Origin of the sequence: Staphylococcus simiae (assembly GCF_002902085.1) — a bacterium.
GTDB lineage: Bacteria > Bacillota > Bacilli > Staphylococcales > Staphylococcaceae > Staphylococcus > Staphylococcus simiae.
This window is the reverse complement of the sequence record NZ_PPQR01000003.1, coordinates 13101-37657: the sequence shown is the minus strand read 5'-3', so window position 1 is coordinate 37657 and position 24557 is coordinate 13101. Positions and strand designations below refer to the sequence as shown.

Here is a 24557-nt window from a genome sequence, read left to right as displayed (position 1 = left end):
TCATTGCAACTGATACAAGTAATAATGAAACACAACATTCATTTACAGCAACAATCAAACCATTAAATGATAAATATCGTTTATCAACATCTTCAAGTGAACAAAATCCAGTTAGAATTGCGAATATTCGTAATAATGCAACGGTGTCAGATGCTGATAAACAATTGATTATAAACAGTATTACAGCAACTGAAAAAATACCAAACCGTAGTTATGTCACTGCACCAACTAATGAAATTACAGCTAAAGAAGTAAGTAATGTTAGTCGTAACGGCAATCATGCTCAAGTGACAGTAACATATCGATATGCAGATGGTACAACTTCTCAAATTGATGTACTTGTTAAACATGCATTATATGAAGTGATTGCAGATCCTAAATATACAGTTTATGGACAAAATTTCCCAGCTGGTAAAGGTTCAGATGCTGCTAACTTCTTTAAATTAGCAGATGGTAGAGCAGTTCCCGATGCTACAATCACATGGGTTGCAGGTAATGAACCAAATATTAATAGTACAGATTATGGTCGTGATATTACGGTTAGAGCCAATATCTTATATGATGGGGAAACAACACCGATAGTTAAAGAATCATCTTATATGGTTGCACGAAGTGTACCGAAAGAAATATACATCACTTCTAGAGGTAGAAAATTTAACGGTATTAATAATCGCTACAGTCCAGCAGAATATTTGCAACCAGTGAATAATTCATGGCCTGGTGGTGCAAGTGCGATGAACTTTAGTTTCCCTAATCTAGATGGACCAAACTGGTCAGTTGTAGGTCTACAATCTAAAACTGCACGTGTCACATATCCAAACGGTCAAGTTGAAGAAGTTAAAATCTTAGCTAAAGTTCGACCAGACCCACCACGAGTAGATGGTAATTCTGTGACATATAAAGCAGGATTAACAAATCAACAAATCACTGTAAATAATGTCTTAACGAATTCGCCATTAGAAATATTTAAAGCAGATGGTACAAAACTAACAGTTAGCAATGTAACGTACGGCAGTAATAATTCATCCGTAGCTACGGTATCTGAGGCATTACCTGAAGGTGAAATTTATGCACGTTCTTTCATAACTGACCCAAATATTACTTACGATACTTTAAATAGTGCTGGACAAGCAGTACGATTAACTCAAGCAGAATCTATTGAATCGTTTGATAGTAACCATGTGCGTGTTACAGCACAATTACATGCGACCAATCCAGGTGTAGTCATTTTACAAGGTGGTACTAACCTTAATAATGATGCTGCGCAATATATCGATCATTTACCAACAAGAGCAACAGCACAATGGAATGAAGCGCCAGACACATGGAAAGACACAGTAGGCAACTTTACTAAGACGATTACTGTAACATTACCTAATGGACAAGGCACTAGAGAAGTAAACGTAGCGATAAGAGTCTATGCCAAACCAACTGCAGCACCCGTGTATGATAAGAAAGGTAATCAACCTGGTAAAGGTACAGATCCAATGCGTTATTTAGAATTCCCTAGAAATACTGATATGACAGGTATTACTGCACAATGGGATCATAATACAGCGCCAAACGCACAACAAGCTGGTGTGCACCATTTAGCAATTAATGTGTCATATGATGGTATTTCAGCACCATATAGAGTGCCAGTAGATTACTATGTTTACAATTTTGACTTTGCACAACCTGAATATGTCACTACAGTTGGACAAACACCAGCAACAGGCACAGATGTAAACAGATATGTACATTTAGAAAATGGTAATGGCGTACCAACAAACTTATGGCATTACACATGGAATAATACTGCGACTGGAAGTAGTAATGCTACATGGACAGCAATGGATCGTCCAAACGTAGCTAAAGTCTATAATGCTCAATACAACATTTATGATAGTTCTAACCATTTATGGATGACGTCGCAACCAGCTAAATTTGTTGTTAAACATGTACAACCGAATAAAGCAACAATTTCAGAAGCTGTTAATGGTACGATTACAATCACGCCTGGTGCAGATAAATCAGTTTCAACACGTACAGGCAATGTTACTGAATACTCAGATCACTTAGAAATTAAGAAAAATGGTCAAACACTAACAACATTTGTTAGAGCAAATAACAGAAGTGCATGGTCAAAAGATCCTGCAGCTACATCAGTATCTGGTATCAATGGTAGTACTTCTGGTATCACAATTAATGCAGGTGTACTGCAACCAGGAGATAATATTGTCGTTGTTGCTACACAAGGTACTGGAGAAATAGCCAGCGATAGTATAGCGAGTGATAATTTTGTCGTTGTAGCAGCCGAACCAAACCAAGCACGTTCAAAAGAGTGGCAAAATGGAACGTTAGACATTACACCTAACAATCCAACTCACACGACAAATCCAACTGATGCTCTAGACATTGCTTATACTGAAAAACTAGCTAACGGTAGAGAGCAACAAAAAACGATAACTGTGACAAAAGGAAGCAACGGTCAATGGTCAATGACCAATAAACCGAATTATGTCACAGTGGATAGTGCAACGGGTAAAGTGACATTTGACGCTAATACTATCAAACCAACTTCATCAATAACAGTTACAGCAAAAGCTAGTAGTGGTGCAACAGGTCGTACAAAAGTGAGTACAATTACAGCACCAGCTGCACATATTGTGACAATCCATCAAATCAATAAAGATTATGGTAGTAACGTTACAGCTAATGAAATTAATAACGCAGTTCAAGTAGTGAATAAACGTCATGCTGCTATTAAACAAGGTACTGCAATGCCAACTAACTTAGCTGGCGGAAGTACAACACCAATTCCAGTTACTATCACATATAACGATAATAGTACTGAAGAGGTTACTGAAAATATTTATACACGTGCTGATAAACGCCAATTGATCACTGAAAGACATCAGTTAGACAATGCGATAAATACTAATGGTAAAACACCAGCAAGTATTACAGCATATAACAACAAAATGACAGCTGCACAATCACAAATCCAAGCAGCTAAAACAGAAGCAGATCAAGTTATTGCAAACCAAACAGCAACACCACAACAAGTATCTGCAGCATTGTCAAAAGTCCAAGCAGCACAAACTAAAATCAATGAAGCGAAAGCCTTATTACAAAATCGTGCTGATAACTCTGTATTAGTACGTGCAAAAGATCAATTACAACAAGCATTGACACCAGCCGCTTCAACGGCAGGTATGACTGCACAAACAACACAAGCATATAATGATAAACGTCGCGAAGCAGAGCAAGCGATTCAAGCAGCTGAAGCAGTTATCAACAATGGCGATGCCACAGCGCAACAAATTAGTGCTGAAACAACAAAAGTTAATCAAGCTTTACAAGCATATAACACTGCAAAAGATGGATTAAGAGCAGATAAAACGGCATTACAAACAGCATACGATAAATTAAATGAACATGTAGATACAACTGATAAACGTCCAGCAAGTGTGACAAAATACAATCAAGCCATGCAGGCAATTCAACATGAAGTAGATGCTGCTAAACAAGAAGGTCATCAAATCTTACAAGATGCCAATCCATCTGTTGCCCAAGTAACGGCTGCCTTAAACAAAATCAAAGCAGTTCAAACTAAAGTAGATGCTGCAAAAGCGAAGTTAGTTACAAAAGCAGATAACAGTGCTTTAAAACAATCAAAAACGCAATTAGAACAAGCGATTGCTCAAGTACCATCAACAACAGGTATGACACAAGAGAGTATTAATAATTACAATACTAAGAAACAACAAGCACAAGCAGCAGTTACTGCAGCACAACAAGTTATCGATAATGGTGATGCCACAGAGCAACAAATTGCAGCTGAAAAGACAGCAGTCGATAATGCGTTAACTGCTTTAAATCAAGCTAAACATGATTTGACAGCTGATGTTACAGCTTTACAAACTGCAGTGAATAATTTAAATCGTGTTGGAGATAAAACAGGTAAAAAACCAGCTAGTATAGCTGACTATGATCAAGCATATCAAGCGCTAACACCTGAAATTAATCAAGCACGTCAAGCAGCTGAAGCTATTATTCATAAACCAATTAGAACAGTACAAGAAGTAACACAAGCTCAAAGACAAGTTGATAGTGTTAATACAAAATTAACTAATGTTATCGCTAAACTTCATCCAGTTGAAAATAATAGTGCACTCGTTCAAGCCAAACAAAATCTTGAACATGCTATTGCTACACCTGACAATACTACTGGTATGACAGCAGATACAACTCGAAACTATAATGATAAGTTAGCAGCAGCTCGCCAAGCAATTACCAATGCTACAACTGTAATTAACAATGGTGATGCCACTGCACAACAAATTAGTGATGAAACAACAAAAGTTAATCAAGCATTGCAAGACTATAACACTGCTAAAGATGGATTGCGAGCAGACAAAACGGCATTGCAACAAGCATTACAACAATTAAATAGTCCAGTGATAACTGCTGATAAACGTCCTGCAAGTGTCACAGCATATAATGCAGCAATAGCCAAAATTCAAAATGAAATTAATACTGCCAAAAATGAAGCAACTAATGTAATTGCAAATACTAATCCAACAGTAGCGCAAGTCAATGATGCCTTGGCTAAAATTCATGCTGTACAACCTAAAGTCGACGCAGCGAAAGCACAATTAGTACCAAAAGCTGATAATAGTACATTAAAACAAGCGAAAGCACAATTAGAACAAGCCATTGCGACGCCAGCTAGTACTGATGGTATGACCGCACAAACAACGCAAGTATACAATGAAAAATTAACAGCAGCTCGTCAAGCAATAGCAGCTGCACAACGTGTTATAGATAATGGTGATGCGACAGATCAAGATATTGCGCATGAAAAAGCACAAGTTGATCAAGCATTACAAGCCTATAATGCAGCTAAAGATGGTTTAAGAGCAGATAAAACAGCGTTACAAACTGCATACAACAAGTTGAATCAAGCAGTTGACACAGCCGACAAACGTCCAGCTAGTGTGACAGCTTACCAAAATGCAATGCATCAAATCCAAACAGAAGTAGATGCAGCGAAAGCACAGGCTAAAGGTGTCATTGATGATGCTAATCCTTCTGTGCAATCAGTTAAAGATGCCCTAGCTAAAGTGCAAGCTGTTCAAACTAAAGTCACAGCTGCGATTAATCAATTAGTGCCAAAAGCTGACAATAGTCAATTAGTACATGCCAAAGATCAATTACAAGCATCTATTAATCAAGTACCATCAACGACTGGTATGACAGCTCAAAGTGTCAATGACTATGAAGCTAAACAACGAGAGGCGCAAGCAGCAGTTACAGCAGCTAATAATGTCATCAATAATGGTGATGCCACAGAGCAACAAATTGCTGATGAAAAGACAAAAGTTGAACAAGCTTTAACAGCATTAAATGATGCTAAAGCACACTTAACAGCTGATGTTACTGCTTTACAAACTGCAGTTGCTAAATTAGACCGTGTTGGTACAACAACAGGTATGAAACCAGCGAGTGTCACAGCATATAACAATGCTTATAACGCTATTAGAAATGATATTACTAATGCCAAAAATCAAGCTAACACAGTGATTAACAAACCAATTCGTACAGTTAGTGAAGTGGAGCATGCGTTACAAGAAGTAAATCGCGTCAATAACGAGATTACCAATGCGATTAATCAATTGCATCCAAAAGAAGATAACAGTGCGTTACAAGCTGCCAAAGCTAAATTACAACAAGAACTTGCTAAAACAGTTTCAACTGATGGTATGACACAACAATCAATTGCTGCATACAATACAGCACGTCAACAAGCTGAAGCGGAAATCACACAAGCTGAATCTGTGATTAACAACGGTGATGCGACAGCACAACAAATAGCAACTGAGACGTCTAATGTTGATGCCAAAAATAGTAGTTATAAACAAGCAGTTGCTAACTTAACACCAGACACAGCACCGTTAACTACAGCACAAAATGCTTTAGAAGCTAGCATCAATGCACCAACTGACACAGTCGGTATGACACAAAGTTCATTAACTGCCTATAATGCGAAACTTGCAGCAGCTCGTCAAGCATTAAATGAAGGTAAAGCTTTATTAGCAGGTCATCCAACAGTTGCCGACATTCGTCAAGCTGTGACAAAAGATGACAATGCTAAAAATGAATTAGAACAAGCACGTCAACAATTAACACTTGATCGTCAGCCATACATTTCTGCGATTAATGGCATGACAAGCTTAAATGATGGTCAAAAAGCACAATATTTAACTCAAGTGAATCAAGCACCAAATCATGCACAACTAGAAAGTATTAAGACTAATGCAACAGACTTAAACGGTGCAATGAAAGCATTACGTGACAGTATTGCCAATCAACACGACGTTACTACAGGTGATAATTTCTTAAATGAAGATTCAGCAGAGCAAAATGCATATACATCTGCTGTAACTCAAGCGCAGCATGATATCGATCAAAATAACAATCCAATTATGGATAAGACAACAATCGAACAAGCAACACAACGTGTTAATACTGCTAGAACAGGTTTACATGGTGACCAAAAATTACAAGCAGATAAAACCAAAGATCTAGCAATTATTAAGCAATTATCAGCATTGAACCAAGCGCAACAAACTAAAGAACAACAATTGATTAATGCCGCTCATTTAAGAAGCCAGCTACCAACAATTGTTAGTGATGCACAAAGTCTTAATAATGCCATGCACCAATTGCGCAATAGTGTAGCAGATGATGCAACAGTTAAAGGTGAAAGTAAATACATTAATGCTGACGATAATTTGAAACACAATTATGATCAAGCTGTAACAGACGCTAATACTTTAATTGCGCAAACAGCTAATCCAACAATGTCAGCTACAGATGTACAAGCTAAAACGACTGCAGTAACAAATGCTAAAGCAGCATTAAATGGTGTTCAACGTTTACAAGAAGCAAAGACAGCAGCAATTAATCATATCAATGCGTTAAGTCATTTAAACCAATCACAAAAAGATGAAGAAGTAAAATTAGTTAATGCTAAAACAACTAAAACAGACGTAGCAACGCAACAACAACATGCTGATGATTTGAATACAGCAATGGGGCAATTAGCAAATGCCATTGCCAATCATTCACAAATAGTAGTTGGTACAAACTATGTCAATGCCGAAACATCAAAACAACGTGCTTATGACGATGCAGTGCGTGTAGCAAAAGCAACAATCGCACAAACAACAAATCCAACAATGGATAAAACAGATATCATTAATCAAGCTCAAAATGTTAGTCGTGCACAACAAGCATTAGATGGTGATACACGCTTAGCACAAGCGAAACAAGTTGCTATGCAGGCAATAAATAGCTATCAAGCCTTAAATAAACCACAAAGTGATAAGTTTAAAGCGGACATTACTGGCGCTAACACAATTACGTCAGTTGACCAACTTAAAGCTGACGCTAATACATTAAATAATGCCATGCAATCACTACGCGATAGTATTGCTAATAAAGCGGCTACAAAAGCAGCGATTAAATATGTTAACGCAGATAGTGCCAATCAAACAGCTTATGACAATGCAGTTTCAGCGGCTGAAGCAATTATTGGAGAGCAAAATAATCCAACAATGAATGCTGCAACAGTAACACAAAAAGCTAATGCTGTTACAACTGCAGACCAAGCGTTAAATGGTGAACAACGTTTAAGAGAAGCTAAACAAAACGCAGTCAACGAAATTACAGCATTACATGGTTTAAACAATGCTCAAAAAGACAAAGAAAAAGATTTAGTTAATGCTAAAACTACGATTACAGATGTCAATAGCCAGTTAGCTGATGCTAAATCTATTGATGGTGCTATGACAGCTTTACGTCAAAGTGTGGCAGATAATGCAACTGTCTTAAACAGTAGTAAATACATTAATGCTGATCAAGATAAGCAACGTGCATACAATGATGCAGTAACAGCTGCCAACGCCATCATTAATCAAACAGCAAACCCAACATTAACGAAAGCTGACATTGAACAACATACAACTGCTGTCAATAACGCTAACAATCAATTAAATGGTGTTGAAAGACTTGCACAAAGTAAAACAGCAGCTAAGCAAGCTATAGATGCAATGACATCATTAACACCAGCACAAAAAACTGCTGAAAAAGCATTAGTCGATGGCAAACAAACAATTCCAGAAGTAACTAGTCAACAACAAACAGCAAGTGACTTAGATACTGCGATGCAAGCCTTAAAAGCACAAGTTGCCAAAGAACAACAAGTAACGAATAGTTCTAACTATTTCAATGAAGACGCACAACAACAAAATGCTTACAATACGGCTATCCAAGCAGCGAAAGCAATAATTAATAAAGCTTCAAATCCAGACATAGATAAAGCAACAATTGAACATGCAACGCAAGCTATCGAACAAGCTACAAATCAATTGCATGGTGAAGATAAATTACATCAAGCACAACATGAAGCTAAAGCTGCAATCGCACAAATGCATGACTTAAATAATGCTCAACGACAAGCATTGAATAATCAAGTAGATCAAGCACAACGTCGTCAACAAGTTGCAGATACTAAAACATTGGCAACTGATTTGAATAATGCCATGACAGCATTAAAAGCAAGTATTGCTGATCAAGCAACAATCAAAGGTGATAGTAAATATATCAATGCAGATCAACAGCACAAAGATGCATATGATCAAGCATTACGCAATGCTGAACAAGCTATAGCTCAATCTTCAAATCCAACAATGACAAAAGCAGCGATTGAAGCATTAACGAATGCCGTGACTACTGCTAAAAATGCTTTAAATGGTCTTGGTCAATTAGCGGATGCCAAACGTGACGCCATTGCTAATATAGGTCAAATGCAATATTTAACACCTGCTCAACGTACTGAAGAAGAAACTCGTGTTAATAGAGCTACAACAATTGCAGCTGTTAACAATCAAGTACAACATGCCACTGAGTTAAATAATGCGATGAAAGGCTTACGCGATAGTGTTCACGACGTTGCTATTGTGAAAAAATCTAGCAACTATATTAATGAAGACAGTCAACAACAAACAGCATATGATAATGCCGTGACAACAGCTGAAAACACAATCAATGCGAACACTAATCCACAAATGGATAAGGCAGTCATTGAGCAACAAACAACAGCTGTGACTACAGCTTTTGGTAATTTACATGGTCAACAAAAACTGGAACATGATCAACAAGATGCTAATACAGCAATTGGTGCATTAAATCATCTCAATACACCACAACGTAATGCTGAAATTACAGCAGTCAATGCTGCTCAAACACGTCAGAAAGTAGCTGAAATCAAAGCTCAAGCAGAAGCCTTAAATACAGCTATGGGTCAACTACGAGCTAGCATTCAACATGATGCAACTACACGTATACAAAGTAAATATGTCAATGCTGATCAAGATAAGCAACAAGCATACAATACAGCAGTAACCAATGCACAAACGATTATTAATGAAAATGCAAATCCAACGATGGATAAAGATGCCATTATTGCTAAAGCAACAGCAGTGACACAAGCAGACAATGACTTAAATGGTGTTCAACGTTTACAAGAAGCGAAAGATGCAGCTAATCATGACATAGATCAACAAGATGCTTTAAATCAACCACAAAAAGATAAAGAAAAAGCATTAGTCAATGCCTTAGACACTAAAACAGCTGTTGCACAACAGTTAGCTACGGCTAAAGAATTGAATACAGCGATGGCAGCATTAAAACAAGCAGTTGCCGATAATGCTACAGTAAAACAACAAGGCAACTATACGAATGCTGACACAGCTAAACAACAAGCTTATAACCAAGCAGTAGATCAAGCCAATGCGATTATTAATGAAACAACTACAGCTACAATTTCTAAACAAGATATTGATAATAAAGCACAGGCCGTTAACCAAGCTAAACAAGCATTAAATGGAGATCAACGTTTACATGAAGCACAAGCACATGCCAACAGTTTGATTGATGGTTTGACTTCACTCAACCAAGGTCAAATCAATCATGAGAAAGCATCTGTTGCTGCTGCGACGTCATTACCACAAGTGACAGCTGCTGAAAATCATGCCACAGCATTAAATTCAGCAATGCAAGCACTTAAACAAAGCATTCAAGATGCACAAACAGTTAAAGCAAGTAGTAATTACTTTAATGAAGATACGCAACAACAACAGGCTTATGACAATGCTGTGATAGCTGCTCAAAATATCATTAACGATACTAATAATCCGCAGATGGATAAAGCTGAAATTGCTAAAGCAACTGAAGCGGTTAACAATGCTAAAGCTGCATTACAAGGTGAGCATAAATTGCAACAAGCTAAACAACAAGCTAACCAAGCCATTGGTCAATTACAATATTTAACTGATGCTCAACGTAACGCAGAAATTACAGCTATTAATCAAGCAGGAACTAGAACAGTAGTAGCTCAAAAACAAGCTGAAGCAGAAGCATTAAATACAGCAATGCAAGGATTACGACAAGCAATAGCTGATAAAGATGCTCTAAAACGTAAGAGCGAATACGTCAATGCTGATCCTACTAAACAAGCTGATTACGATACAGCAGTGCAAAGTGCAGAATCAATTATTAATGCACAACAAGGACCAGAATTGAATAAAGACGTTATTACAAGTAAGACAAATGCTGTCACTACTGCTAAAAATGCTTTAGATGGTGTGCAACAATTGCAACAAGCGAAGATTCAAGCTGAACATACAATTGATGGCTTATCATCATTAAGTGATGCTCAAAAAGCTAAAGAAAAAGAATTAGTCAACGCTAAAACATTACGTACAGAAGTTGCAACACAAGTACAACAAGCACAAAACTTAAATACAGCAATGCATGATTTACGTGACAAAGTAGGTCAACAACATGATGTAGAAACTAGCAGTAATTACATTAATGAAGACCAAGCTGAACAACATGCCTATGACAATGCGATTACTGCTGCAAATAATATTATTAATAAAACACAAAATCCTGACATAGACGAAGCAGCAATTAATCAAGCAACACAAACAATCACTAATGCTGTTAATGCTTTACACGGTGCAGATAAATTACAAGCAGATAAGACTAAAGCCAATACAGAAATTACAAATTTACCAAATTTAAATGCACCACAAAAAGCGCAAGAACAACAATTAGTTAATGCACAAGATACACGTGCAAAAGTTGCTGAACAATTAGCACATGCTAAAGCATTAGATACAGCTATGGGACAATTGAAACAAAGTGTTCAAGATAACGCACAAGTAAAAGCTGAGAGCAAATATATAAACGCTGATAATGCTAAACAACATGCTTATAATGATGCCGTGACAGCTGCTAACGATATTATTCATGAAACAACTGCTACTATGGATAAAGATGTCATTACTGCGAAAGCAACTGCCGTTGATCAAGCTAAACAAGCACTAAACGGTGTTGAACGTTTACGTCAAGCAAAAGCAGATGCTGCAAACACTATTAATAGTTTAGATGCCTTAACAACATTACAAAAAGATAAAGCTAAAGAAAATGTTAACAATGCTCAAACATTACCAGCAGTACAAAGTGCATTAAGTGATGCCCAACAATTAAACACAGCGATGCAGGCATTACGTCAAGCTATTAAAGATGTACAAGCAACTAAAGCTGAGAGCAAATACTTTAATGAAGATCCTAATGAACAACATGCCTATGATCAAGCTGTGGCTAATGCCCAAGCAATCATTGATGCAACAGCAAATCCACAAATGGATAAAGCTCAAATTGAACAATTAACTAATGCTGTTACGACAGCTAAAGCTAACTTACATGGTGATCAAAAATTAGCTACTGATAAACAACATGCAGTTAATGCAATCAAACAATTAGGAGATCTAAATAAAGCACAACGTGATGCTGAAATTGCAGCAGTCAATAATGCGACTAGACGTACAGAAGTGACAACAATTGACAATAATGCCACTGCGTTAAATGGTGCCATGACAGCATTAAAAGCATCTATTGCCGATGTCAACGCCACAAAAGCAGATGGTAACTATATCAATGCTGATCAAGCCAAAAAACAAGCTTATGATCAAGCAGTTGCTGAAGCTCAAGCGACTGAAGGTCAGCAAACACAACCAACATTAGATAAAGCAGCAATTGAAGCACAAACTGCGAAAGTATTAGCGACTAAACAATCGTTAAATGGAAATGGTCAATTAACTAACGCGAAACAAGCAGCTATAGCTGATATCGATGGTTTAACATCTTTAACAGATGCTCAAAAAAATGAAGAAAAACGTTTAATTAATGCAGCCGATACAACAACTAAAGTAACAGCTCAAGTAACACAAGCGACTGCGTTAAATGGTGCGATGAAAACATTACGCGATAACATCAAAGATAACCATACTATTGTCGCTAGTGGAAACTTTGTAAACGAAGATCAAGGACCAAAAGATAATTATACAAATGCAGTGAACGCAGCGAATACAATCATTAATGAGCAACATAATCCTGAAATGTCTGAACAAGCAGTTCAAAATGCAGCCAATGCTGTAACTACTGCCAAAGATGCGTTAGACGGTGATGGTAAATTACACCAACAACAATCAACAACAAATCATGATATTGATCAGTTACCTAACTTAACATCAGCTCAAAAAGATGCATTAAAAGCACAAGTCAATGCCGCAACATTGAGAACACAAGTTTCTGCAATAGAGCAACAAGCTAACGAACTCAATGGTGCAATGGGTACACTAAACCAATTAGTCAATAATAAAGATACGGTTAAAGCAAGCAGTAATTATGTCAATGAAGATCATAATGAGCAACAAGCATATGATGCAGCAATACAACATGCCGAAGATATCATTGCTAAGACGCAAAATCCAGAATTGACAAAAGCTAATATTGATAGTGCTGCACAAGCAATCGAACAAGCTATTGCAGGTTTACATGGTGAAACTAAACTACAACAATCGAAAGATACAGCGAAAGCAAATGTTAATAACTTACATGCCTTAAACACACCACAGCGCGATGCTGAAATTGCAGCTATTAACAATGCTACGACAAGAACTAATGTAACAACTGCAGAACAAGCAGCTAATCATTTGAATACAGCAATGCAAGCTTTGCGTGATAGTGTAGCTAATGTTAATACAATTAAAGGTCAAGGTAATTACATTAATGCTGATACTACTAAACAAACTGCCTATACGGATGCAGTGAACGCAGCGAATGCTATCATCAATGAAAATGGTCAACCAACTTTAGACCAAACAGTAATTGAGCAAAAGACACAAGCAGTTACTACTGCTGAGCAAGCTTTAGATGGCGATCGTCGTTTACAACAAGCAAAAGCAGATGCCAGTCAAACAATCGATGGCTTACAAGGTTTAAATACAGCACAACAAACAGCTGAAAAAGCCAATATTGACCAAGCTACGACGTTACCTGATGTAGCTAGTCAATTAGCACAAGCAAAAGAACTAGATACAGCAATGCAAGCATTACGTAATGAACTTAATAATGTTAATGCCACTAAATCAAGTAGCGATTACATTAACGAAGATGCTCAACCAAAAGCAAATTATGACGATGCTGTACAAGCTGGACAAAATATAGTTAATGCTTCTCCACAGGCAACAATGACGAAAGCACAAGTTGAACAAGCGCTTAATGCAATTACTCAAGCTAAAAATGCTTTACAAGGTTCACAAAAATTAGCACAAGCTAAGAGTGATGCTAATGCTGATGTCAATGGTTTAACACACCTAACACAAGCTCAAAAAGATAGCATCAATCATAGTATTAATGGCAAAGCAACAAGAACTGAAGTAGCACAAGTGTTACAACAAGCGAAAGACTTGAATGCGTCAATGGGTACGTTAAAAGATTTAGTTACTGATAGTAATCAAGTAAAACAACAAAGTAACTATATTAACGAAGACCCACAACAAAAAGCGAATTATGATAATGCTATCCAACAAGCAGAACAAATCATTGCTAAAACAACTAATCCAGTTGTAGATAACGCTACAGTTCAACAAGCTATAATAGCTATTAATACTGCTAAAAACGCATTAGATGGTGTAGCTAAATTACAACAAGATAAAACAACAACGAAAGCGACAATTGGTAATTTACAATACTTAACACCTGCTCAAATAACTAAAGCTCAACAATTAGTAGATGCTCAGGATACTAGAACAAATGTTGCAAACGAGTTACAACACGCACAAGACTTAAATAATGCGATGAAAGCTTTACGTGATAGTATCGCTAATGACAATACTGTTAAACAAAGCAGTGACTTTATTAACGAGGATCAACCTGAACAAACAGCTTATACAAACGCAGTACAAGCAGCTAACGATATTATTAGTGCGACATCAAATCCAGAGATGAATGCACAAACAGTTACGCAACGTGCGAATGAAGTAACAACAGCACAAGGTAATTTACATGGTCAAACTAAATTACAACAAGCGCAACAACAAGCCAATGCTGCGATTGATCAAATGACTAATTTAAATGGTCCACAACGAGATGCTGAAAAAGCACGAGTGAACCAAGCGCAAACACGTACTAAGGTTCAAGATATTAAAACTGAAGCTAGTGACTTGAATACATCAATGGGTAATTTACGTCAAAGCATTGCTGATTATAATCATGTATTAACTGAATCGAAATATATCAATGCGGATGCTGATAAACAACGTGCTTATACTGATGCAGTAAATGCTGCCAATAGTACCATTAATCAAGCAGCACCAGCAACATTAAATAAAACAGCAATTGATAATCAAGTATCAGCTGTAACTACAGCGAATAATGATTTAAATGGTGTTGCTAAACTAGCTGAAGCCAAAGCCAATGCTAATCAAACAATTGATGGTTTAACAGCGTTAAATGATCCACAAAAAGTAGCTGAAAAACAAGCAGTGACAAATGCAACAACATTAGGTCAAGTTCAACAACAAGTGACGCATGCTGAAGAATTGAATACAGCAATGCAAGCTTTACGAGATGGCGTTAAAGATGTGGCTAAAGTCAAAGCTAGCAGCAATTACTTCAATGAAAATACACCTAAACAACAAGCGTATGATCATGCTGTAGATGCTGCCAATGCAATTATTAACGCAACTACTAACCCAGAACTTAATAAAGATGCTGTAACACAAGCTTTAACTGCAGTGACGCAAGCTAAAGCTGATTTACACGGTGAAGATATCCTTCATCAAGAACAACAAGCAGCCAATCAAACAATTGATGGTTTAACACATTTAACAAATGCTCAACGTCAAGCTGAAAAAGATTTAATTAATGCTGCCACACATCGTCCTGAAGTCGCTCAACAATTACAACAAGCACAAAACTTAGATACAGCAATGGGTGCATTACAAGCCTTAGTTGATGCTGAACATGATGTTTTAACAAGTAGCAATTATATTAATGAGGATCCAGATAAGCAACACGCTTATACAACTGTGATTCAAGCAGCTAAAGATGCAATAGCTAAGACAAATCAACCAGTATTACAAGCTGCTGATATTAATCAATTAGCTCAAGCGATTACACAAGCTAAAGATGCATTACAAGGTGAACAAAAATTACAACAAGCCAAACAAGATGCCTTAGCACAAATTGCCAAACTTGCAGACTTGAATCCAGCACAACGTCATGACATTGAAGCACAAATCAATGGTGCAACAACTCGTAATGATGTAACACAACATGTCAATGATGCAACAGCAATTAATAATGCTATGACAGCATTGAAGCAATCCATAGCTGATGAGCAACAAACTAAACAAAGCAGTGATTACATTAATGAAAATCCAGACGCCAAAACTGCTTACGATAACGCTGTTCAAGCAGCTAAAGATCTGTTGAATCAACAAGGTAATGCTACAATGCAACCAAGTCAAATTGAACAAGTGATGCATAATGTTGAACAAGCGAAACACAACTTGCATGGTGCTGACAAATTAGCTAATGATAAAGCAGCAGCGAAAGCACACGTTAATGTTTTAGCAGATTTAAATGCACCACAACGTCAAGCATTAATCGATGCAATTGATAAGGCGCCAACAAGACAAGTCGTTGCTGATAAACAAACACTTGCTGATGATTTGAATACAGCAATGGGTGCATTAAAAGGAAGTATTGCAGATGCGGCACAAACAAAACAATCTGGTGCCTTTGTCAATGCAGATCCTGCCAAACAACAAGCCTATGAACAAGCAGTGCAAGCAGCACAAGAGTTGATTAACCAATCAACGGGTACACCTGTACTTGTTAAAGCAGCAATCGAAGGCAAAACATCGACTGTAACAGATACAAAAACTGCCTTGAATGGTAATCAAAATTTAATTGATGCTAAAAACAATGCAAATCGTACGATTGATGGCTTAACATATTTAACACCAACACAAATAGCAAAAGAAAAAGAATTAGTTAATCAAGCCACTACCAATACGGCTGTCACACAACAAGTTCAAAGTGCCACAGCTTTAAATGACGCAATGAAAGCACTACGTGAAAAAGTAAATGCGCAAAATCAAGTTCACGCGACAAGTAATTATGTCAATGAAGATCAAGGACCTAAACAAACATATGATCAAGCAATAACAGCTGGTCAACAAATCATTGATAATACAACCAACCCAACATTAAATAGTCATGACGTTGATCAGGCAGTTAATACGATTGATAACGCTATTCAAGCATTACACGGTGAACAAAAACTGCATGATGCTCAACAACAAGCGAAACAAACCGTTGGACAATTATCTAACTTAAATAGTGGACAACAACAAAGTGCCGATCATGATATCGATGCAGCGACAACACGTAGTGATGTTCAAAGTCGATTACAACAAGCACAAGCACTGAATAACGCTATGGGTGATCTAAGAAACTTAGTTAACGCGAAAGACCAAGTTCATGCAACAAGTGATTATATTAATGAAGATAGTGCTGAACAAGCTGCATATGACAATGCGATTGCCAAAGCACAAGCAATCATTGATAATACGCAACAACCAGTTAATAACAAAGCGGAAATTGATCAAGCTATTCAACAAATTAATGACGCTAAAAATAATTTACATGGCTCAACTAAATTAGCAAATGATAAAACGACTGCAACAGCTGAATTAGCTAAACTTTCAGCATTAAATCCAGCACAACGTCAAACAATTGAACAACAAATTACTAGTGCTGATACAAGAACAGCTGTAACACAGCATTTAGATGCAGCCAAAGTATTAAATACAGCTATGCAATCTTTAAGAGATAAAATTGCTAACAAGGATCAGGTGAAACAAAGTAGCGATTACATTAATGAAAATCAACCTGAACAACAAGCGTATGATACAGCTGTAACTAATGCTCAAAACACAATTGATCAAACAACAGCACCTACGATGGATCCAGCTCAAGTAAATCAATTAGCAACCAATGTGACAACAGCCTTTAACAATTTGCATGGTTCACAAAAATTAGCGGCTGACCAAGCGGCAGCAGTTCAAGCAATTAATGCTTTAACAGATTTAAATGCACCACAACGACAAGCATTGATTTCAGCTGTCAACAATGCAGACACTAGAACAAAAGTAGCTGACGAAAAAGATAAAGCACAACAATTGAATACAGCTATGCATGATTTACGTCAAAGTATCGCTAATAAAGATCAAGTGAAACAACAAAGTAAATATGTCAATGCTGATACACCAGAACAACAAGCTTACGATACAGCTGTCACAGATGCTGAAGCCATCATTAATCAAACATCTTCACCTACATTAGACAAAGCAGAAGTAGAAGCGAAGACGGCAGCAGTAACATCTGCAGAACAACATTTAGATGGTGATGCTAAGTTAGCACAAGCTAAGGCTGATGCAAATAATACGATTGATCAGTTAACTTCATTAACAGATGAACAAAAAGCTAAAGAAAAAGAATTAGTGAATGCAGCAACAACGCGTACTGACGTAACTGCGCAAACAACTAAAGCAACTACTTTAAATGGTGCAATGGAGGCACTACGTCATAGCATTCAAGATAATCAAGCGATAAAAGCAAGTAGCAATTACATTAACGAAGATCCATCAGTACAACAAGCATATGATCAAGCAGTACAACATGCGAAAGATATTATAGCTAATAGTCCTAATGTCATCATTGATCAACAACAAGTTGAACAAGCAACTCAAAGTGTTGATACAACAAAAGCAAACTTGCACGGTGAACAAAAATTAGCTCATGATAAACAACAAGCAGACAATACGATTGATACGTTAAATCATTTAACTGCAGCACAACAAGCAGCTGAAAAAGCTAAAGTTGATGCTAAACAAACAAGGGATGAAGTTAAAGCACAATTACAACAAGCACAAGCACTTAACACTGCAATGGAAACATTACACAACCTAGTTAATGCTAAAGACCAAGTTCACAATGATAGTAACTATATAAACGAAGATCAAGGTCCGAAAGATGCGTATGATAATGCAATTAAAGCTGCTGAAGCTATTATTGCTAAAACAACTAACCCTGATACAGATGTTGATGTCATTAATCAAGCGGCACAAAACATCACAACAGCTAGAGATGCTTTACAAGGTGCTAATAAATTACAACAAGACCAAACACAAGCAACGACTACTGTTGATGGATTGACAGCTTTAAGTGATGCACAACGTCATGCTATAAAAGGTCAAGTTGCAGCGGCAACAACAAGAGACAAAGTTACAGAAGTAGTGACGAATGCGCAACATCTAAATGCAGCTATGCAAGCACTACGTGATGAAGTAGCGAAAGTAGATCCAATAAAAGCAACAGGTAATTACATCAATGCATCACAAAATAACCAAGATGCTGTTAATCAAGCACAACAAGCAGCAAATCAACTTATCAATGAAGCGAACAATCCAGTGTTAACACCTAGTCAAGTGACATCCGTGAAAGACCAAGTTGCTAACGCCATTAAAGCACTTGATGGTAATAGTAATTTAGCAAATGATAAGTTAGCTGCTGAACAAGCTATAGACGCTATGTCTGGTTTAACAACAGCTCAAAAAGCGAAAGAAAAAGAATTAGTGAATGCAGCAACAACACGTGGCGAAGTGAATCAAGTAAAAGCCCAATCTGCTGAATTGGATAACACAATGCAAGCATTGAAACAAGCTGTTGCAGAACAACAACATGTTAGAGATGGCAGCAATTATTTCAATGAAGATCAAGGACCAAAAGATGTGTATGATCAAGCAATCCATGATGCTGAAGCATTAATTAATAAACAAACAGACCCAGTCATTGATAAAAATGCTGTAATTAACGCTTTAAGTCAAATTAATAATGCTAAAGATGCATTACATGGCGACGATAAATTAGCACACGATAAACAAGATGCATTAACTCAACTAGCTGGTTTACAAGATTTAAATCAAGCGCAACGTCAACAACTTGAACATGATATTAATCAAGCACCAACTAGAACAGAAGTAGCAACTAAATTAGCTCAAGCACAAGCATTGAATAGTGCCATGACAAATTTACGTAACGGTATCAAAGATCATACTCAAGTTGAAGCGGATTCTAAATTCATTAATGAAGATCCAACGCAACAACAAGCATATACTGATGCAGTTGCACATGCTCAAGGTTTAATGGGTGAAACATCAAACCCAACAATGTCTGTTGATACAATTAACAATGCATTACAAGCTGTCAACCAAGCGAAAGATAATTTACATGGTGATACTAAATTGCAAAATGCTAAAGATAGTGCGAACCATGACATTGATCAATTATCATCGTTAACGACAGCTCAACAACAAGCTGAAAAACAACTTGTGACAAATGCTACGACACGCGATCAAGTAGCGGCACAACTTACGAAAGCACAAGATTTAAATAATGCGATGACGGCATTACGTAATAGTATCCAAGATCAAAATGCTATTAAACAAAGTAGTAATTATGTCAATGCAAATCAACCACAGCAACAAGCTTATACTGATGCTGTAGCTCATGCAGAAGGAATTATAAATGCTACTACTAACCCAACATTAGATAAAGATGCAGTTGAGCAAGCAACAAACGCTGTAGCACAAGCTAAACAAAATCTTGATGGTCAAGCGCAACTAGCACATGATAAAACAACGGCTAATGCAACATTAGGTCAATTATCAAGCTTAACTGATTTACAACGTCAACATTTAGCAGATGAAATCACAAATGCATCGACAAGAACAGATGTCGCTAATATAGTTAATAAAGCACAAGACTTAAATAATGCGATGACAGCGATGAGACATAGTATCCAAGATGCCGATCAAGTGAAACAAAGTAGTAATTTCATTAATGAAGATCAACCTCAGCAAGATGCTTATACTAATGCAATAAAAGCTGCCAATGATCTGATTAATGCGACTACAAATCCAGCTATGGATAAAGCAATAGTTGACCAAGTGACACAACGTGTTACACAAGCGCAAGCTGCATTAAATGGTGCACATAAATTACAAGTTGATCAATCAACTGCGACACAAACGATTAATGGTTTACCTGACTTGAACCAAGGTCAAAAGGATGCCTTGAACCATGATATTGATCAAGCATCAACACGAGAACAAGTGAAACAACTTGTTGCCAAAGCACAAGATTTGGATAATGCCATGAATACGTTACGCAGTGAAGTTGCTAAGAAAGATCAAGTAAAACAAAGTAGTGATTACATCAACGAAGACCCTGCACAACAACAAGCATATGATGATGCTGTTAAGAAGGCAGAAGACATCATTAATGGTACAAATGTTACTGTTGATAAAACTGCGATAGATCAAGCTTTAGCAGATGTTGAAGCGGCTAAACAAGCACTTCATGGCCAAGATAAATTAAATAAAGATAAACAAGATGACAAACAAACAGTCAATAATTTACCAGATTTAAGCCAACAACAAAAAGACGCGATTAACAATGCTATCACATCAGAACCAACAAGAACTGGTGTCGCTGAACAGATTAACAAAGCACAAGCATTAAATAATGCGATGCATGACTTGAAAGATTCAATCGCACATAAAGATGATGTATTGAACAGCAGTAACTTTACTAATGAAGACCCAGCACAACAACAAGCATATAAAGATGCAATGAAAAAAGCTGAAGATATCATTAATGGCATTAATCCTACAACAGATAAAAATGAAGTAGAACAAGCTCTGAATGATGTCAAACAAGCAGAAGCAGCACTCCATGGCCAAGATAAACTTGATAAAGATAAAAATGATGCGAAAGATGTAGTAGCAAAACTTGATGCGTTAACAGATGCTCAAAAAGCAGCTATCAATCAAGCGATTGATCAAGCACCTGCAAGAACAACTGTCAATAATATCATTGCCAATGCGACACAATTAAATCACAGTATGCAAGATTTAAATGATTTGGTTAATCAAGCACAACAAACTAAGACAACGCCTAATTATATTGATGCGACTGCAACTAATAAACAAGCTGTTGATCAAAGCTTGAATGAAGCTGAGCGATTAATTAATAAAGTTACAGGTCCAGATACAAGTCAAACAGATGTACAAACAGCGATTGACAAGTTAAAACAAGCTCTAAATCATTTAGATGGTGATGCACAAGTTGCTAAATTCAAAGATCAAGCTAAAGCACATATTAATCAATTGCCAGCATTAAATGACAAACAAAAACAAGCCTTTAATAAAGCTGTTGATGCTGTACCAACAATCAATAAAGTAAATAATATTGTTAAATTAGCTGATAAAGTCAATGATGTTATGGCTAAGTTAAAAGATTTAATAAATAAATATCCTGACATTACAGCAAGTAATAATTATACGCAAGCTGATAATGACAAACAGCAAGCTTATAATCAAGCGATCAATGATGGTCGACAATTAGCTAATGGTAATAGTCAATTAACTGCTAAGATTAAACAAACTATTGATAAAATTAAACAAGCCATAGATGCATTAAATGGTAATGAAAAACTTGCTAATACTAAAGCTAATGCACTACAAACGATTGATCATTTGAATGCTTTGAATGATGCTCAAAAAGCGCAAGCCAAAGCGAACATAAATCAAGCTAATGATATACCAACAGTAAATAAAGTAGTGAGTGATGCAACGTCATTAAATGATGCTATGAAGGCTTTACAACAAAGTGTTGATACAAATGAAAATAAAGTTAAAAATAGTATTTCATATCAAAATGCAGATAAAGATTTACAACAAGCCTTTGATCAAGCATTAGACATTGCTAAAAATGCGTTGAATCCTACGACTGGAAGTGCATTAGATAGTAATCAAGTAAATCAATTAGTACAAGCAATTGATAACGCTAAACAAGCATTAAATGGTGAGCAACGTTTGGCAGATAGTAAAGCTAACGCCCTTGCACAACTTCAACATTTAGCTGAAGCACAAAAAGATGCAATCAATCATGCTAATGCTACTGAACAATCTAAACAACAAGCAATTACACAAGTTGATCAAGCATTAGCGCAAGCAATAAATAATCTAAACAATGCTCAATCCAATAATGATGTTGATCAAGTAATAGCTAATGCTAATACAATAATTCCATCAATCCATGCTGATGAATTACCAAAAGCTAAACTTGATGCTAAAGATGAAATAACACAATTAAGTAATTCACTGATTAATGATATTAACAACAATAATCATCTAACTACGAGTGAAAAAGAAAAACTTAAAGATTTAGTTAATCAGGCTTTAGCACAAGCAAATAGTGCAATTAATGATGCAGCAACTAAAGATGCCATTAATCAAGCTAAAGAGCAGTTTAAAGATGCATTACAAACGATTAAGGATTTAATTAATGATAAAGAAGCTGCAAAACAAGCTGTTGAAGATTTAGTTAATAAGAAACGTCAAGAAATAGAACAAAATCCAGATTTAACGGATGCTCAACGTCAAAATGCCTTAAAAGCACTGGAAGATGCTCGTCAACAAGCATTATCAAACATTGAAAATGCTTTAACTAGTGATCAATTAACACATGACTTAAGCAATGATTTGAATAACATAGCTAATGTAACGATTTGGGATACTGACCATAAAGCATTAGTACATGATCTTCCTGCATTATCAATTCAAGACGCTTTAGTTAAAGGTAAGATAACTGTTTATCGAGATGATAAAATTACTAAGAAACAGGTATTAGAACATTTAGATTTAAACGATGATATTAAAGCAGATGTTATTTTAATACCACCAACTAACAAATTATCTGATTCGTTAAATGCGGTAGTCGTTGTCACTTTAGCTGATGGTACAAATACCATCATAAAAGTACCGGTTGTAGTTGTTGAATCACCATTAAATATTGCGAAAGCTGACGCTAAGCAACAAATAACAACACAAGGTACTGTTAAGAAACAACAAATTCAACAACTGCCTAAGTTAACATCAGCACAAAAAGATGCTATTAATAAAGTGATTAACCAAATTATTGCGAATGCACTATCAGACATTAATAAAGCTACATCTGTGAAACAAGTCGAACAAATTACACAACATGCACTTGATCAATTAACAAACTTAAATCCTAATGAAGTGATTAAAGCTTTAAATAAATCTCAGGCACAAAATATAGCACAACAACAAATTAGAAAAGCTGCTGCTAATAAGATAAATGAGATTATAGGTAATCCTTTTGTAACTGATTTAGATAAAGGACAAATGATTAGTCATGTTCAACAAATAGAGCAAAATACTATTAAGGCCATTCATAATGCAAGTACTATAGCAGATGTCTATAAAGCATTGAATATAGGCTTACAACAATTGGCAAATATCGTATTACCTAATGGACCTCATTTCATTACAAGTGATGTCGATGCAGTTCATAAGATTGCCAACTTGTCAAATCGTTTTGGTGATTTACACGATTCATATTTAAATGATCATTTAGTGTTAAATGGTGCTAACGGTGCAGATAAAGATAACAAAGATAAAGCACACAACGCTAAAGAGCGTCCAGTAGCAAATACAAATCACTTAATAGACAATATTATTAGTACACTTGAAAAATCAATTGGTGCAGCTGCAATAGGTGGCATTTTCACAAGCTTATGGTTAATTTTAGCTAAGAGAAGACGTAAAGAAGATGAAGAAGAAACGGAAGATAGTAACGTCAATAAAGATAATGATTTAAAAGCTACTTTAAACCCAAGTGATCTATTAGTAGGAACTAAACGTAAAAAAGAAGAACAATCATCTTTAGATGTAGATGATTTAAATCCAGATCATTTATTAGTTGCTACTAAACAAAAGAAAGATTCACAAGATAAACAACAAACTAAAGTAAAACAATCTTCTTCTGAGACAAAAACAAAGAACACTGATAAACGTCAAACCAAACAACCAAAAAAAGCAGCAAATACCACAAAACAAAGTAGTAACAAACAATCTAAACAAACTACAACAAAGAGAAAAAATAACAAAGTAGTAGCTAAAAGAAAGAAAAAGAAAAGTAACAACAAGAAAAAATAA

The 24557-nt window shown here is 36.2% G+C and carries 1 protein-coding gene (only partly in view); it reads left to right on the top strand.

The window, feature by feature from the left end:
• Positions 1-24557 carry the 3' portion of a hyperosmolarity resistance protein Ebh gene (gene ebh / locus CD113_RS00545; protein ID WP_002465226.1) on the top strand. The gene continues 4690 nt to the left of window position 1, outside the view, so 24557 of the gene's 29247 nt are visible here — the last part of the coding sequence; the start codon falls outside the window, past its left edge; its stop codon occupies positions 24555-24557.